Below are 16157 nucleotides of genomic sequence, written 5' to 3' on the forward strand. Positions count from 1 at the left end.
GATCATGCATGAAACTCAACGCCATCGAACGCGGGGACGGACAGGAAACGGTCGTTTTCCTGCATGGACTGTTTGGACGCGCCCGTAATCTTGGTTTTCTTCAGCGTGAGGCAGCCCAGACATTTCGCACGATCGCCCTGGACCTTCGCAATCACGGAGACAGTCCGCACGGCCCCGTTAGCTACGCTGCGATGGCGCAGGATGTGCTGGAAACCCTTGATGATCTCGGGGTCGATTCTTTTTCCGTCGTCGGACATTCCATGGGGGGAAAGGTTGCAATGATGCTCGCTCTGGCAGAGCCAGACCGTGTAGTCCGCCTGATGGTTGCTGATATGGCCCCCGCGCGGACCCAGCAGGGCCATGGCGACATGATTGCCCGGCTGGATGCTATCACGTTTCCGCCAGACCTGACCCGGAGTGGCGCGCTGGACTTGCTGGAACCCGTCACAGGCAGCAGAGCCGTCGCGGAGCTGATGGGTCAGAATGTTCGCCTCGACGGCACGCCGGGCTGGGCCATTGGGTTTGATGACATTACGCACGGGATACGTCTGATCGAAGATTGGCCTGAAATTCAGGCTATTCCTTATGAAAGGCCTGCTCTCTTCCTTCGTGGTGGCAATTCCGACTATGTCAGGCCGGAGCACCATCCCCTGATCATGGCACTGTTTCCCCATGCCCAGATACAAACTCTGGAGGGCGCAGGTCACTGGCTGCATGCGGAGCAGCCCCGCCCTTTCATTGCTGAAATGATGGCGTTCCTCAGCGAACCGGCCAACTCTCCAGACTAACCCGTCAACACGTTGGGAGCAGTTTTTCGCCCTTCTTCCGCCACGCGCCAGCAATACCAGGCCAGCGCGGAGCGATGTGGGGAAAAGGGAAGCGTTTCAATTTTCAGGGCTTTGGGCTTCGGAGCAATGTCCAGCCCTTTAATCCGGCGCCAGCCTTCCCGAACACCAAAGTCATCCACCGGCATCACATCGGGCCGGTTCAACGTCAGCATCAGCAACATCTCAACGGTCCATCGTCCGACACCACGAAGGGTAATGAGCCGCTGGATCAAGTCCTCGTCTTCCAGCGCCTCAGCGTCTTGTCGGCTGGGCACAAGCCCGTCCAACCGAGCCTGCGCAACGCCCCGCATGGCACTCTGCTTGCTGGCAGACAGGCCGCAGGCACGCAGAGCATCTTCGGACAAAGCAAGAAGGGCATCAGGTGCTGGAGGCGTGCCATCCTCGGACGCCTCAGGGCCAAGAAGGCATAGCCGCCCGAAGATACGGCGCGCAGCCACACCATGGAGCTGCTGTCCGGCGATGGCACGGAGGAGAGCGTCATATGGCTCCTGATCGCCTCTTCCCTGAAGGCGACATGGACCAATCCTGCGGACTGCGGCTGCCACATCCGGATCAACGGAAAGACACGATATGAGACTGTCTGTCATGAAGCTGTCTTTCCTGCCAGGAACATGGCGCTTTGTCTCTTTCGTGAACTGCCCATTACTGCCATGATAGTGACAGACGCAATGCCCACCCCCAGACCGGATACCAGCCTGCCGGATGACGAACCCGCCCGCCCTGGTGCATAAAGCCTGGCGATGACTTGCCGCCACCTTTCCTCTTTTGAGCAGGCCCGCAACGTATGAGCGGGAAAATGCCGTCTGCCAATGGCAAGGTGGAGCGTCGCGAGCCAAAGCTGTTCGCTGCGTCCTTACGCCCTGTGAATGCACATCTTCAGTCACCGAAGGGATTCCGGTCCCGACTGAAGGATTATGTCCCACCTGCGAAAAGCCCGGTTCGTCCCGTCCTGACGCCCATGATGCGTCCACAGACCATTGTGGAACCGGGGCCTATTGTTCCGTTCTGCATTTCTGCTGGCCTTCATGCGGCAGTCCTCGCCCTGCTGCTTACGCAGCATCAGGGCGTGCATGGTTCACCTGCAGGAAGTGAGCAGCCGCAGGTTGAGATGGTCTTTGATCAGCCTCCCTCAAAAAGCAGCATGCAGGGACCGCGCGCCAACGATCAGGGGGGCGCTCCGCCACCGCCACCTGCCCAGAGCCAGGAAGAAACCCAGCAGGAACAGCAGCAGCCAGAGCAACAGCAATCTGCGCCAACACCTGCCGTACCGACGCCTGAAACGCCGTCGGCCCCGCCGGTGCCCGAAGAGTCGTCGTCCGAGCTTCCCAAGACCACGCCATCTCAGCAGGTTACGCCGGGCGCCGCACCCAGCCAGAGAAGCACACAGACGACGTCGCACAGTCATCGTGCCCATCGCTCGAACCGGTCACAGAACAACAATCCGTTCGCCCATCCGATGGATCTGTCCTTCGGTGAACAGCCATCGCCCTATCGCCATCGCCGTGGACGCGCGGCGGGATCGGGCGGACCGATTGACATGTCGCTGGGGCCGCTCAGCATGAATGGCGCCATTAACGCGCCTTATCAGACACGCACCAGCGTGAAGGGCGTCAGTGAAGATTACGGCAGCGAGATTGATCGTTGGATCCGGTCTCACATGTATTATCCGGAAGATGCCGCCCGCGCCGGAGAGGATGGTCCGTCTTCTGTCCATGTTGTTCTGGACAGATTCGGGCACGTCAAAACAGTCCGGCTGACGGGCCAGTCCGGCTCCTACTCACTGGATGCTGCCACGACGGGCATGTTCCAAGGGGCCAAACTGCCGCCAGTGCCGCCGGACATGAAGGGCGACCACTTCGATATTGATGTGACGATCAATTACATTCTGATCCGCCGCTGATCCGCAGTTTCGACATCGGCGAAGTGATCCCTTACACTTCGCCGGTCTCTTTATCACTGTTCCGGAGCCCTGATGCGCCGTTTTCTGCCTGTTCTGCTGCCCCTCTGTCTGGCTGGCTGCTTCAGCATGCCCCGCCCTTTCTCGGACCCGGGACAACAGGCCCGACAGCTCGCAACGGCAAACCTGCCTCCTGCCCGACTGGCCGTTCCGACATCTTCTGAGTCCCTGTTGTCCGATGATGCTGCGAAACTTTGGGCTCATGACGTTGCGGAAGCCATGGTGGCACAATCGGTGCCGGCTATTGCCCAGCCGAAAAAGCCTGGGGACTGGTGGCTGAAACTGAGCGCAAGCACACGCAACGGGGCGGTGGTGCCGCACTACGTCATCATGACGCCTGAGGGGAAAGCCCGCGCTGAAGGCGATGGCGCACCGGTTGATATGGCAGGCTGGAGTGCGGGAGATCCGTTGGCCATTAAGGGCGCCGCAATGCAGGAGGCTCCGGAACTGGCCAATCTCCTGACAGGTATCCAGGCGGATATGATGCAGCAGGACCCTCACAGCCTCATGCGCCGTGCCGCTCATATCTATTTTGAAGGCGTTAAAGGAGCGCCCGGAGATGGAAATACCTCTCTAGCCCGGGCGTTCTATGCCTCGCTGCCTGACAAGACAAACTCTGTGCAGACCAACGCCAAGAACGCGGATTTTACGGTTCAGGGCGTCGTGAAGGTCACAACTGCGGGGACAGTCGATAAAACTTTGATGCAGCACATCGAGATCGTCTGGCATGTCATCACGCCAGACGGCAAGGAAGCCGGGGCAGCAACACAACTTCACGATGTTCCGGCTCATTCGCTGGATAATGCGTGGGGTGATACGGCTATCATGGCTGCTGAAGAAGCCGCAGGCGCTGTACGGACCATCATCACCAATTATTCCGGCCGGGAGCACAAGCCGCTGCCCGCGTCGACACAAACTGTGAAACCATCTGACGCAAAGCACGCTTAATTTCAGCTCACGCATTCTGTGAGCCCTGTTTTCGAGGTTTTCATCCTCTGCCCTTCATGCCCTCGGAAAGAGAGCCGAATGCTTGCCCGCGCGTCACAGACTAAAGAATCTCCTGTCATCGTCTGGTTCAGGGATGACCTTCGCCTAGCAGATCACCCCGCCCTACAGGCTGCTGTGGAAACCGGGCGACCGCTGATCTGCGTTTACGTTCTTGATGATGAGACACCTGCACTCCACCGTCTGGGAGCGGCATCCCGGTGGTGGCTTCATGGCGCACTGGCCGAGCTGAGGAAATCTTTGGCTCAACACCATGGTGCGCTCCTGACGCTTCATGGCTCCGCAGAGACGCTGATTCCTGCGCTTGCAAAAGAAACCGACGCTAACTGCGTTTTCTGGCATCACCGGTTCCATGCCAAAGAGCGGGAGCAGGACGACCGTATTGCTGATGCGCTCAGTCAAAACGGTGTCTCCGTCACGGCAGAATGGGGAACTGTCCTGCTGGATCCTGAGCGGGTTCGCACGAAAGAAGAAAAATTCTACCGTGTTTTCACAGCTTTCTGGAAAGCGTTTCAGCTTCAGGATGTTCCCGATCCTATAGATGCGCCGTCCCACCTGTCGTTCTACACTGTTGAGAGCGAATTGCTTTCCGATCATCGTCTTGATGAGCAGGCTCTCCTTCCTACCCAACCTGACTGGGCCGCCGGGTTGCGGTCTCACTGGGAGCCGGGAGAAACGGAGGGACAGGAGCACCTGGAGGACTTCCTGAAGCATGACTGTACCCGTTATGGAACCGGCCGGGACGAGCTAGGACGTGAAGGAACTTCGCGCCTGTCCCCTTATCTGGCGTCCGGAGCAGTCTCTCCGCGGCAGGTCTGGGCCGCGATTCAGCGTAAAGGGGCTTCCGAAGAAGGAGCGAGAATTTTTCTCTCCGAAATCGGGTGGCGTGAGTTCGCGAAATACACCCTTTTCCATCAGCCTCTTCTGCCTGAGACCAGCCTGAATCAGAAATTTTCATCCATGTCGTGGCGCTCGAGCCAGACAGATTTGGAAGCGTGGCAACAGGGACGAACCGGCATTCCTGTTGTGGACGCTGGCATGCGGCAGCTCTGGGTGACAGGATGGATGCATAATCGGGCGAGAATGATCGTCGGATCATTTTTGACGAAGCATCTGCTGATTGACTGGCGTGAGGGGGAAGCCTGGTTCCGTGACACTTTGGTGGACGCGGATTGGGCAAGCAATGCCATGAACTGGCAGTGGGTTGCGGGAACGGGCATTGATGCCGCGCCGTTCTTCCGGATTTTTAATCCGACCAGACAGGGTGTGAAATTTGATCCTGACGGCGATTATATCCGTCAATGGGTGCCGGAGCTGAAAAAGCTCTCAGGAAAGGCACTGCTCGAGCCCTGGAATGCGCGCGAAGATGAGCTGCGCCACGCCAGCGTCATTCTGGGAAAGACGTACCCACGTCCGATTGTCGAGCTTCAGGACGGTCGGGACCGCGCTATGAAAGCGTTTCGCTCTCTGTAACCTAACAAGATACCAGCCGGATTACTCCGGCTGGCAAGGCTGTCTCAGAGACCGCCATTCAGAAAGTTCGTCGCATCGCTACGGCTTTTCTTGCCAAGCGCATTCAGACGGTTCTTCTGCTCCTGCGGCGCATTGCGCAGCTTCTGAACCTTTTCCGTCTGGGCGGTGCGGGCCGTGTTGAGCTTGTCACGCTCGTTGTTGATCTTGTTCTGAATGTTGGCTTTTTCGTTAGCCGGAGCATTCGTATACTGGCTCTTGAGAGCCTGAATCTTCTGTGTGCGCTCAGCCTGGGAAGCAGCCGACTGCGTCTGGTAATTCTTTACGCGGTTGTTGAGATTGTCTTCTTTCTGGGAAAGGTTACCGAGAAAATCGTTCTGTGTGCTCTGCGTGGCAGCAGCCGGGTCAGCAGCGTAAGCGCTGGAAGCCACTGAAACAGAACCGGTCAGCAGGCTGACAGCAAGAAGCGAACGAAAGAAAATACGGTTTGTCATGAAATCTCCTGTAATCGTCTTGCGGGAAGACATCAGCATTTCATGGCGGGAATGTGGCTTCCCGACAAATCAGTCTTTATTCGAGACCTTCCGCAATTGCTGCAATGCGGTCAGGTTGCATGATTGTAATGTGAGTGATGCCACGAATGCTTATGAGACCTTCCCGTTTAAAGGCACTCAGAACACGGCTGACTGTTTCAATAGTCAATCCGAGATAATCGGCGATATCAGTCCGCGGCATGGGCAGATCGAGCTCAATCGGCGCATGAGGCTCCGGCACTGGCGCGGAGAGCAGGCGCGCGCGCTCCATCAGGAATGTGGCAAGACGCTCGCGTGCCGTCTTTCGGCCCAGCAACGTCATGCGTGCCTGCATTAGAGTCAGTTCACGCGACGCTTCCTGGCGCAGTCGATGCTCCAGATTGGGAAAGCGACTTGTGAGTCGCTGCATGGACGCATGGGGAAAACGACACAGAACCGCAGTGCCGAGCGCCTCTGCACCAAATGCATAGCTCGTGGACGCTGCAAGCCCCAGGAAATCTCCACCTTCAGCAAAACCGGTAATCTGACGGCGCCCGTCTGGAAGAAGCGTGAACAGTTTGACGCGGCCACCAGTCACAACAAAAAAATCGTGGGCTGGCTCGCCCTCCTCTATAAATGAGCGTCCATCCGGAACAGTCATTTTTGAAGACTCACTGGCAAGTATAGCAAGATCACAATCGTCAATCGCATTACAGATACTGTGTTCGCGACCAATGCAATGAGCGCAGCGATCGTGGATTTCGTCCGGGATACGCGTTGATGTCATGATGATTGGAACTCTCCCGGCCTGTAACATTTGCTGTGCCGCCACACCCATAGCACATAATTCCCCAGACTTGATCCAGGTCAAGGTGAGGCATGGGGAGGAGTGCTTTGTGAGGTCAACTATTGTTGATGGAAACCCTTTAATATGAAGACTTCAGCTCTTGCGCTGGTCGCTGCCCTAGGCTTGGTGGCATCTCCTGCCTTCGCTCAGACGACAGCTCCTGTCGTTGCTCCTCAGGCCACCGTTTCCGCTCCCATGACGGCAGCTCCTGTGCCACAGGTCAACATTGCACCGCCGTCATCCGGGCACTGCGGCCTGTTCGAGACCTGTGCGAACACGAAGATCGGCCTGGGCAAGGGCGACTTCCTGATCCGTCTGTCTGCTCTTGGTGTTCTTCCGCAGGATACATCGTCCCGCGTGAAGGTGATCGGTGGTCGCGTCAAGGCAACCAACCAGGTCGCTCCTGAATTCACGTTTGAGTATTTCTTTACGGATCATATCTCTCTGGATCTGATCGCAGCCAGCACACGTCATGAGCTTGCCGCTGAAGACACGGCTCTCGGCAAGGTTGATCTGGGTAGCACGTGGGTTCTGCCGCCGACACTGACGCTGGCCTGGCACTTCCGCCCGCACAAGCGCTTCAACCCTTATGCAGGTGTAGGTCTGACACTGGCATTCTTCCACAACATCAGCCCGGCAGGCGGAGCAGTTCAGAAGCTTGATCTGCGCACCACGGTTGGTCCGGCAGCCAACGTTGGTTTCGATTACCAGCTCGTAGGCAACTGGTTCTTCAACTTTGACGCCAAGCAGATGTGGCTGTCCGTTCCAGCATTCGTCAACGAACGTGGTGGCGCTTCTGGCCCATACATTCACGCGCGTGACAGCCTGAACCCGACCACGGTTGCCGCTGGTATCGAATACCGCTTCTGATCCGTTCCTGCGGTTCAAGATCTAAAAAGCAGTTCATCCTTCACAGGGTGAACTGCTTTTTTTATGTAATTTTTGGGTCAAAACGATAAAATTTTTGCAATATGTTGCGGGAAGCCTTTAGAAAATCCGAGTTTTCAGCTTCTAGTGATGCTGACCGATGATTATGTCACGTAGCGATTGCCATGAAATCGTCGGGGTTCAGGAATAGCAGGGCGGTTTATGCTTCTGCCGCATTTGCGGCATTGGTCGTCTGGCAGATACGGGGTTTTCAAAAAGTATGCGTGTTGCGCGCGCCAGCGCTCTGGCTCTCGGCCTGCTGGGTCTGGTTTTCCTTGTTCTTTTCTTGAGAACCTATTTCTTCGCTCCGCCTCACGCGGCTACCCCCGAGCAACCGATGTTTGCACGGCAGAATGGTAGTCTCGTCTTGCGGGATGGTAGCCCTTTGCAGAAACGCCTTGTGGTCGCTCCGGTTTCCCTGTCACATGATACAGCTGGAGTGGCCCTGCCGGCGCAGGTCGTTGCTCTGCCTGATCATCAGGTCAATGTGCTGGCGCCAGCAACTGGCCGGATCATGAGTGTCGCCGTTCAGCTCGGCCAGCATGTTTCACGTGGGCAGGTGCTGGCGACAATTGCAGCCAGCGATCTGGATCAGGCCTGGGCTGACGATCGTCGTGCGCGTGCTGCACTGGATTTCTCCAAGCGTGCCTATGACCGTGCACGCGGCGTTCTGGCTGCGGGCGGAAATGCCGTTAAAGATCTTGAATCTGCACGCAATGATCTGGCTCAGGCAGAAGCGGAAGCTCTGAGAACACATCAGCGCCTGCAGGTTCTGGGCGCACGCTCTGATTACGCTGCGCAGGGACAGGTGCCGCTGGTCTCGCCCGTAGATGGTGTCGTCTCAGCAACCAACATGGCTGTGGGACAGAACATCACGGACTCAACGGCCATTCAGATGACGCTGCTGGATCTCTCTTCTGTGTGGGTCGCTGCTGCCGTTCCGGAAAGCCGCATGTCTGACATCACGGGTGGCGCGACGCTGGATGTCACGTTCCCTGCCCTTCCCGGGCAGACATGTTCCGGTCCAGTTGCAACACGAGACCCTGCATTGAAGCCTGATACACGGCGCCTCAACGTTTATGTTGTCTGCCCGAATACGGAAGGCTTACTGCGTCCCGGCATGTTCGCTTCGGCCAATCTGGGTGTTTCGGAAAACGATGTTGTTCGGGTACCGAAATCCGCGCTGCTGATGAACAACGATCAGGTTTCAGTTTTCGTTGAGGTTGCTCCGGACACTTTTCGTAGGCGTGAAGTCACCATCAATTATGATGAAGGTGACGATGTGCTTGTTCTCTCCGGCTTGTCAGCGGGTGAGCGTGTTGTGACCAGCGGCGCCATCCTGCTGAACGACGACTGACCGGACGGGCCAGCCATCATGATCGAACGTTTTATCTCCTGGTGCTTCGTGCGCCGGAACATCGTCTTCTTTGCTGCCGTTCTGCTTGCCGTCATGGGAAGCATTGCGTGGCGTATCCTTCCTGTTGAAGCCTATCCGGACCTTGGGTCTGTCAGCGTTCTTGTGACGACCCAGCAGTCCGGTCTGGCTGCGGAGGAAATGGAGCAGCAGGTCACGATTCCTCTGGAGCGCATGCTTGCCAGCGTTCCTGGTGTTTCAGACAGCCGCTCCACCAGCACATTTGGGCTCTCCCTCATCACGCTGATTTTCCGCGATGGGACGGATGTGTTCTGGGCCCGGCAGCAGGTTGAAACCATTCTTGCCAGCAATCCACTGTCCAATGGTGCGCAGCCCTCCCTCGGGCCGATTTCCGGCCCGACAGGCGAGATCTATCGCTATACGCTGGAGTCAGACGACAAGAACCTGATGCAACTGTCGGACGTTCAGAAATGGACGGTTATTCCGGCAATTTTGCACGTCCCTGGTGTTGTAAGCGTCAATAATTTTGGCGGCTTCACGCGGGAATATCAGCTCGTTCTCAAGCCTTCCTCCCTGTTCCGCTATCACATCGGCCTGGAAGATATTCTGTCCGCGATCCGGAACAACAATATCAACGCAGGTGGTGGTCGGGTCACGCGCGGCGAGCAGTCCTATATCGTCCGCGGTGTAGGCATGATCCACTCCCTTGAGGACATGGGTAATATTGTCGTTGCCCAGCGCGATGGCGTGCCTGTTCTGGTGCGTGATCTGGGCACCATCCAGTTCGGCCATCAGGTGCGCGAGGGTATTCTGGGTAAGGACCATAACCCCGATACCATCGAGGGCGTGGTCACCATGCTGAGTGGTGAGAATCCGTCTGTAGTGCTGGAAAACCTGCACCAGACGGTTGCCAAGCTTCAGACACAGCTCGCCCCTCAGCACATCCGCGTCGTTCCCTATATTGATCGCGACAATCTGGTTCTCTCCACGACCCACAAGGTCACGGAGACCATGATTGAGGGTATTCTCCTCGTAGGCGTGATTCTGACGCTGTTTCTGGGAAGCCCCCGCAGTGCCATTGTCACGGCCATTACCATTCCACTGGCACTCTCAGTTGTCTTCACCCTGATGCATTTCCTCGGCATGTCGGCGAATTTGTTCTCGCTGGGTGCGGTCGATTTCGGTGTGATTGTCGATGGTGCTATCGTCATTACCGAGACGATTCTGCGTGTTAGAGAAGAACGGCCGACCGAAGCTCTGAATTCCCAGGAAGTACTGACCGTCGCGAAACGGGCAGGTCATGCCATCTTCTCCTCAACACTCGTCATTATCCTCGCTTACAGCCCGCTCTTTGCTTTTGAAGGAAGTGAAGGGAAGCTGTTCCGGCCAATGGCTTATACTGTCAGTTTCGCTCTGCTGGGCGCCCTGCTGTGTGCTCTGGCGCTGATTCCGTCTCTCAGCTTTCTGGCGCTGCGCAAGCCACGGCATATCTGGCATAATCGCCCGCTGGAGTGGCTGCATGGGCGCTATATCCACTGGCTTGGCCATTTCATCGATCGCCCGCTGATTGCTTATGGCGCTGGTCTTGGTGCCCTCGTGGCCGTCGTGTTTCTGGGAATCAGCATTGGCAGAGAGTTCCTTCCAGATCTCGATGAAGGCGCCCTGTGGTTGCAGGTGCAGATGCCGACCGGAATTTCGATGGAAAAAGGCGAGCAGATCGCCAACGAACTTCGAAGCGCCGTTCGGGAATTTCCGGAAACCTCCTACGCCATCACACAGCTTGGTCGCTCCGACGACGGTACTGATCCTTGGACACCATCCCATATCGAGATGCCGGTTGGCCTGAAATCCTATGATCAGTGGCCATCGGGTGAGACGAAAGCCCAGTTCGTTCAACGCCTGCATGCACGGTTGTTGAAAATTCCGGGCATCGAATTTGGCATCAGCCAGCCGATCGAAGACAACATGAGCGATCTGGTGGGTGGTGCACATAGCCCGCTCGTGCTTCGCGTTTATGGAAATGACTTCGAAGAGCTGCGCCGCGTTGGCCAGCAGATTGTCGATGTGCTGCATCAGGTTCCAGGAACGACGGAAGCTTCCATCTTCCAGGAACCACGCATTCCGCAGATTGATGTCACGGCTGACCGTCTGGCGGCAGCCCGCTATGGCATCAACATTTCTGACATTTCAGATGCTGTGTCCTATGCGATCGGTGATGCACCAATTTCCACGGTGTATGAGGATGACCGCTTCTACAATGCTACACTGCGTATCCCTCGCAAGGATGCACAGGACCTGCAAAGCCTGTCGCAGTTTCCTCTCCTGACGGCGCAGGGGGCCTACGTTCCCCTGTCTCAGGTGGCCCGCGTAAACCTGCGCATGGGTGAAAGCAATATTGCCCATGAGCTGAGCCATCGTCAGATCACTATCCGTGTCGATAATGGCGAACGCCCGCTGTCACAGTACCTTGCCGATGCGCAGGCCCGCATTGAACAGTCCGTGCATTACGACAAGCAGAAGTACACTTTGGAATGGGCAGGCACATTCCAGCAGCAGGAACGCGCACAGAAGCGTCTTGCCGTTGCTCTGGCCGTCATGTTTGCCATGATGCTGGTGCTGCTGTTCATCGAGTTCGGTAAAATTCGCCAGGCACTGCTTATTCTGAGCGTTGTTCCGCTCGCGACGCTGGGTGGCCTGATTGCGCTGCATGTGCGTGGAGAGACCCTGAATATCGCTACAGCTGTGGGCTTTATCGCCCTTTTCGGTGTGGCGGTGCAGAACGGCATCATCATGATTTCAAGCATCAACCGACATCGCTCCGAAGGCCGTTCTGTACGGGATGCCACGATCATTGGTGCAGGTGAGCGTTTCCGTCCGGTTCTGATGACGGCAACCGTTGCAAGCGCCGGCATGCTCCCGGCGGCACTGGCAACCGGCGTTGGCACGGACGTGCAGCGTGGGCTTGCAACAGTCGTCGTAGGCGGGCTTGGGATTGCCACACTGCTGACCCTCTTTGCATTACCCGTCTATTTCAGTGAGCTTGAAATGTGGGTGGAGCGTCGGGATGCCCGTCGTCCGCGCCCGTCTGAAGAGAATGGAGCCCCGACATGAAGCGGGTTCTTAAAAATACGACCGCCCTTCTGGGATCGGTTCTGATATCAGCCTGCGCAGTCGGTCCGGACTTTCACCGTCCGGGCCTTCCAAATGATGTGAACTATCAAGCTACGCCGCTCGCCGGGACGGCTGGCAATGCCCAAAGCGGGACAGGAGTGGCTCAACACTTCCAGAGTGGCGTGGACATTCCTGGAAAGTGGTGGGAAGTCTTCCGCAACCCGCAGCTCAATGCGCTTGTTGAGCAGGCTCTGGCCAACAACCAGTCCATGAAAGCCATGCAGACAGGGTTGAAGTCTGCATGGGAGCAACGGCGGATTGAAGGGGCGGGTCTGTATCCGACGATCTCGGCCTCTTTCAACCCAACACGCAATAAGACCTCACGCGTCTACTCTCCGGTGCCGAACAACAACAGCTGGCTGTATAATGTTCATACTGCTCAGCTGACGATCGGGTATGTTCCGGATCTTTGGGGCGGAACGCGGCGCGCAATTGAGGCGGCGGGCGCGCAGGCCGAAATTCAGAAATTTCAGCTTGAAGCTACCGCGCTCACTCTGATCTCCGATCTGGTGAGCGCTACAATTGACGAGGCCACGCTGCGTGCGCAGATCGAAGCGACACAGGATCTGATTGCCAGCCAGAAATCGGCTCTCAAGCTGATTACGGCCCGGCAAAAATTCGGAGACGCTTCTGAGCAGGACATGGTGGCGCAGCTTGCTTCGGTGGCGCAGCTTGAAGCTACCCTTCCCTCTCTAAATCTTCATTTGGCTCAAACCCGGGATCAGTTAGCTGTTCTGGTTGGGGTGGCACCCAATACTCCGCTGCCGACCTTCAGGCTGGAACAGTTTACGCTTCCGCAGACATTGCCGGTCTCCCTGCCCTCAGATCTTCTGAATCAACGCCCGGATATTCGGGCGGCACAGGCACAGATTCAGTCTGCAAGCGCGCAGATTGGTGTGGCGATCGCCAATCGCCTGCCCAACGTGCAGCTCAGTGCCCTCCCAGGGCAGGCCGTCGGGACCATGAGCGACTTCTTCAAGCCGGGATATGGAAACTGGACGATCGCTGCAACTGTCATGCAGCCAATCTTCCAGGGCGGCTCCCTGCTGCATGCCGAGCGGCAGGCACGCGACAACCTGCTACAGGCCAACGAGACCTATAAGGCCACAGTCCTGAGTGCCATTCAGGACGTCGCAGACAGCCTTCATGCACTGGACTTTGATGCTGATGCGCTGATGGCAAATGAGAGTGCCTATACTGCTACGGGGAAGAGTCTGAAGATTGCTCAGGCTCAGCTTCGCTTGGGAGATGTCAGTGAGCTGATGGTGCTCCAAGCCCAGCAGTCTCATGCTCAGGCGCGATTGGCCTATGTTCAGGCCCAAGGCGCAAGGTTCTCTGATAGTGTGGGTCTGTTCCAATCCCTCGGCGGCGGCTGGTGGAACCGTAATGACCTGGGGATGACTCCTGAAGCACAGAAAGCTCTCGGAAAGTCTCTGCTGCCCTGGTAATTTTTGCACCAAAATCATCTTTCACCATGACAGCGTCTTTGACCTTTAAGTCTGAGACGCTGTCATATTGACTTGACGAAACTCAGAGCCAGTACGGGATTGTTTTGCCAACATATTCCTCTTGTCCTCGCTCGTCCTGCCATCACAAATTTTAGAAGAGATGCCGTGTCACGCAGCATGACGTCTTACTGCATCTCCACCACTTTTTTTCAGACCCCCCTGTTTTCCGATCAGGAAAACGTTTGACGCGCGAGGGGCACAGGAACCTCTGAGGCGCTGACATCAGCTTCTAATTGACTTTTTGAATAAAAAATGCATTAATTAAGGCATTATAGGAATAGTGTATTCCTGTATAATATTTCCCTTAAAATAAATGGTTTCAATATGGATTTAAATTTTCCAAGGAAACCGGGTTTCCTTATTGCTGTTTTGTCACTTCTTTCTGGAGTGATCGGATATTCCCCTTCTTTTGCCGGGGATGTTCCACTTTATTACAAGACACCTACAGGCTCTATTGCCCCTGTTACCGTGGGGACAGGTATAAATTCGCAGGGCTATCCCGTTGTCCCCACGTATAAAGGCAAAGACGGGGCGTGGCATTCTACAACTGTTATTGCCCAAGTCTGCGGAACAAATGCTGATGGCACTCCTGTTGCATGCAATATAGCAGACCAACTTCCCTCCAGTGTCCTGACTACAGCAAAAATCAACGTACAGTCAGGCATTGCTGGCCTGAATGATCAGGCTCAGGTTACGGCTGGGGTCAACACAGCTTCACAAATTTTGACACAAACAGGTTTATCTGAAGGGAATCAGGGGAGTATTCCCCTAAATCTGACGAGTAATGGCTGGCAGGGCGATGCTCCATCCCATCTCGCAGGACCACGAATTACTGTTGGTGTTTCCATGAACAATATGGCCGATCAAATGGCCATGTTTGGTGGACATCGCCTGTACGATAGCGTTTTCAGCAAGTTCTATGCCCTTCCATATGGCGTTGGCGATAATGGAGGATGTGTCCATTCTTCAGTCATGACCTATGCCCCGGGAACGGGCGCTAACTGTGGTGCAGGGGGTTGGGACGCCGTCACGGAATATGAGCTCGCAACCAATAATCCACCTTGGTATATTGCTGGTGCAGATTTTCCCGATGAAAATGGAACGTCTCATAGTGTGACGTTTACAACGTCTGGGGCAATTATTCGACCGGCTCTGCCCGCAAGCTACACTGACTACATGCATTACCACATGAATGTCATGACCAATATTGTAGCCGGACCAACGCTTTATTCAGGTCTGTCGCTGGATGGTGTGCAGGGACATCGCAATCAGGACCAACAGTTCTACGGAGGCATGCTGGAATCATGGAAAAATGATTCTGATAGTACGGGAACATTCACGCAGTTTACGATGACTGGACAATGGCAGCCCATCAGTGGTTCTGCCGTTGATAGTGGACACGTGCCACAGGTTGGCACTCAAAACACAGCGTCAGCCGCAGATCGAGTAGATGCGCTGGATCAAACCCAGTATGCCGAATTCACGCATCCTTTCATTGAGTTTGGGACGTACATCAAACACTTCACACGTAACACCAGCTGTGAAGTCATCATCAAATCCGGAACAGATGGCGAAGCCATGAAACGGTTGGGTCTTTCTCGCAAATGCGATGAAGAACTCGACAACTGGTATCATGGCCCAGACTACGGCGCGACCATGCATGGTCTAACCATCGGGGCAGGCTTCGACAATAAGGTCAGCCAAGATAGCTATGGTCTTTCAGTCGCTGGTCTCTGGCCAGAAGGCATTCGGGCGTGGCTGGGCTCTGACGGAATAGATTTTGATGGAGACGCTTATAAAGTTGGCTCCCGGATCGGTTCAGCCGCTGTTGTTGGCACGAAAAAAATGATTGCTGAGTACTGGCAGGAGCCAACAGCAAACATTGGGTACCTGGAGAGCGTCAAACTTTGGTCTCAAACTGATACTCTCTCAGAGACCAATAATGCTAATACGGGGGGAGCAGCCGCGAATGGTATGGATGTTTCCTATTGGTTTGGTCCACGTCAGTCATCTTCATCATTTAACATAGACGGTACATTTGAAGCAGCGATTGCCTTCAATCCTGGCTGGGCCAAAAATGGTCTGGCTTTGTGCGGATCTAATGCTGCATCGTTTGATATGACGTCTTCAGGGGCGGCGTGCCTCACAGTCGATAGCTGGGGTAATACGTCGACGACGGGCTCCTTGGCAGCAGGGAATGGTTTGACTGTGAGCAGTGGCACGACAACACTCAAAGACGTAGTAGCTACGTCCTACAAGGAGGCGTTAAAAACACCTGCTTCCAGTTCTGCGCCCTGTCAGGCCGGAGAATTTACTGATGATGAAAACTACCATTATGTCTGTGTTGCAGACAATTCATGGAAACGAGTGGCTTTAAGTTCATTTTAATTTTTAAATATTTATGTTGTGCGCGGGTTTAATTTATTTTTTTACTCGCACACAGAAAATCTCTTAATTCTCTTGGGTCATGTGTCTTTATCCTCCTGTTTTCTACTGGATAAAGACATCCCAACAGGGCTTCCCCTACGAGGAGAGTC

The 16157-nt window shown here is 55.5% G+C and carries 12 protein-coding genes; 9 read left to right on the forward strand and 3 right to left on the reverse strand.

The annotated features are described in order from the left end of the window. Nucleotides 1-8 precede the first annotated feature (8 nt). Nucleotides 9-788, forward strand: a complete 780-nt coding sequence (locus R5H23_RS10435) for an alpha/beta fold hydrolase (protein ID WP_317215372.1) — start codon at nt 9-11, stop codon at nt 786-788. Here the strand turns inward: R5H23_RS10435 and R5H23_RS10440 are convergent. Continuing rightward, entirely contained in the window at nt 785-1435 is a 651-nt protein-coding gene (locus R5H23_RS10440; RefSeq protein WP_317215373.1) for a DNA-3-methyladenine glycosylase 2 family protein, read from the reverse strand. The genes R5H23_RS10435 and R5H23_RS10440 overlap by 4 nt on opposite strands. Before the next feature lie 197 nt (nt 1436-1632). On the opposite strand from R5H23_RS10440, the gene R5H23_RS10445 reads away from it, so the two are divergent. From R5H23_RS10445 to R5H23_RS10455, 3 genes are all read left to right on the forward strand, one after another. Then, nucleotides 1633-2748, forward strand: coding sequence for an energy transducer TonB (locus R5H23_RS10445; protein ID WP_064275226.1), 1116 nt, complete (start codon nt 1633-1635; stop codon nt 2746-2748). A gap of 72 nt (nt 2749-2820) precedes the next feature. Further along, nucleotides 2821-3753, forward strand: a complete 933-nt coding sequence (locus tag R5H23_RS10450; RefSeq protein WP_211500353.1) for a hypothetical protein — start codon at nt 2821-2823, stop codon at nt 3751-3753. A gap of 78 nt (nt 3754-3831) precedes the next feature. Continuing rightward, nucleotides 3832-5283, forward strand: a complete 1452-nt coding sequence (locus R5H23_RS10455) for a deoxyribodipyrimidine photo-lyase (protein WP_317215375.1) — start codon at nt 3832-3834, stop codon at nt 5281-5283. A gap of 44 nt (nt 5284-5327) precedes the next feature. On the opposite strand, the gene R5H23_RS10460 is transcribed toward R5H23_RS10455, so the two are convergent. Next, entirely contained in the window at nt 5328-5774 is a 447-nt protein-coding gene (locus R5H23_RS10460) for a hypothetical protein (RefSeq protein ID WP_099211952.1), read from the reverse strand. Between the two features lie 76 nt (nt 5775-5850). After that, a complete protein-coding gene (locus R5H23_RS10465; RefSeq protein ID WP_235271778.1) occupies nt 5851-6453 on the reverse strand; it encodes a Crp/Fnr family transcriptional regulator in 603 nt (200 codons plus the stop codon). 270 nt (nt 6454-6723) lie between these two features. Here R5H23_RS10465 and R5H23_RS10470 point away from each other — a divergent pair, with 270 nt between their 5' ends. The 5 genes from R5H23_RS10470 to R5H23_RS10490 all read left to right on the forward strand — a co-directional run bounded on the left by R5H23_RS10470 (nt 6724) and on the right by R5H23_RS10490 (nt 16008). Further along, a complete protein-coding gene (locus R5H23_RS10470; RefSeq protein ID WP_086633264.1) occupies nt 6724-7509 on the forward strand; it encodes an OmpW family protein in 786 nt (261 codons plus the stop codon). A 277-nt stretch (nt 7510-7786) separates the two neighbouring features. After that, on the forward strand, nt 7787-8923 hold the full coding sequence (locus tag R5H23_RS10475) for an efflux RND transporter periplasmic adaptor subunit (RefSeq protein ID WP_317215378.1): 1137 nt from the start codon (nt 7787-7789) through the stop codon (nt 8921-8923). Nucleotides 8924-8941: 18 nt separating this feature from the next. Beyond that, nucleotides 8942-12052 (forward strand): efflux RND transporter permease subunit, encoded by a 3111-nt coding sequence (locus R5H23_RS10480; protein ID WP_211495650.1) that lies wholly within the window; start codon nt 8942-8944, stop codon nt 12050-12052. After that, a complete protein-coding gene (locus tag R5H23_RS10485; protein WP_317215379.1) occupies nt 12049-13560 on the forward strand; it encodes an efflux transporter outer membrane subunit in 1512 nt (503 codons plus the stop codon). Before R5H23_RS10480 ends, R5H23_RS10485 begins: the two co-directional genes overlap by 4 nt. A gap of 429 nt (nt 13561-13989) precedes the next feature. Then, nucleotides 13990-16008, forward strand: a complete 2019-nt coding sequence (locus tag R5H23_RS10490; RefSeq protein WP_317215380.1) for a hypothetical protein — start codon at nt 13990-13992, stop codon at nt 16006-16008. Nucleotides 16009-16157: the final 149 nt, after the last annotated feature.

Source organism: Gluconobacter sp. GP1 (assembly GCF_032913585.1).
Taxonomy (GTDB): domain Bacteria; phylum Pseudomonadota; class Alphaproteobacteria; order Acetobacterales; family Acetobacteraceae; genus Gluconobacter; species Gluconobacter cerinus.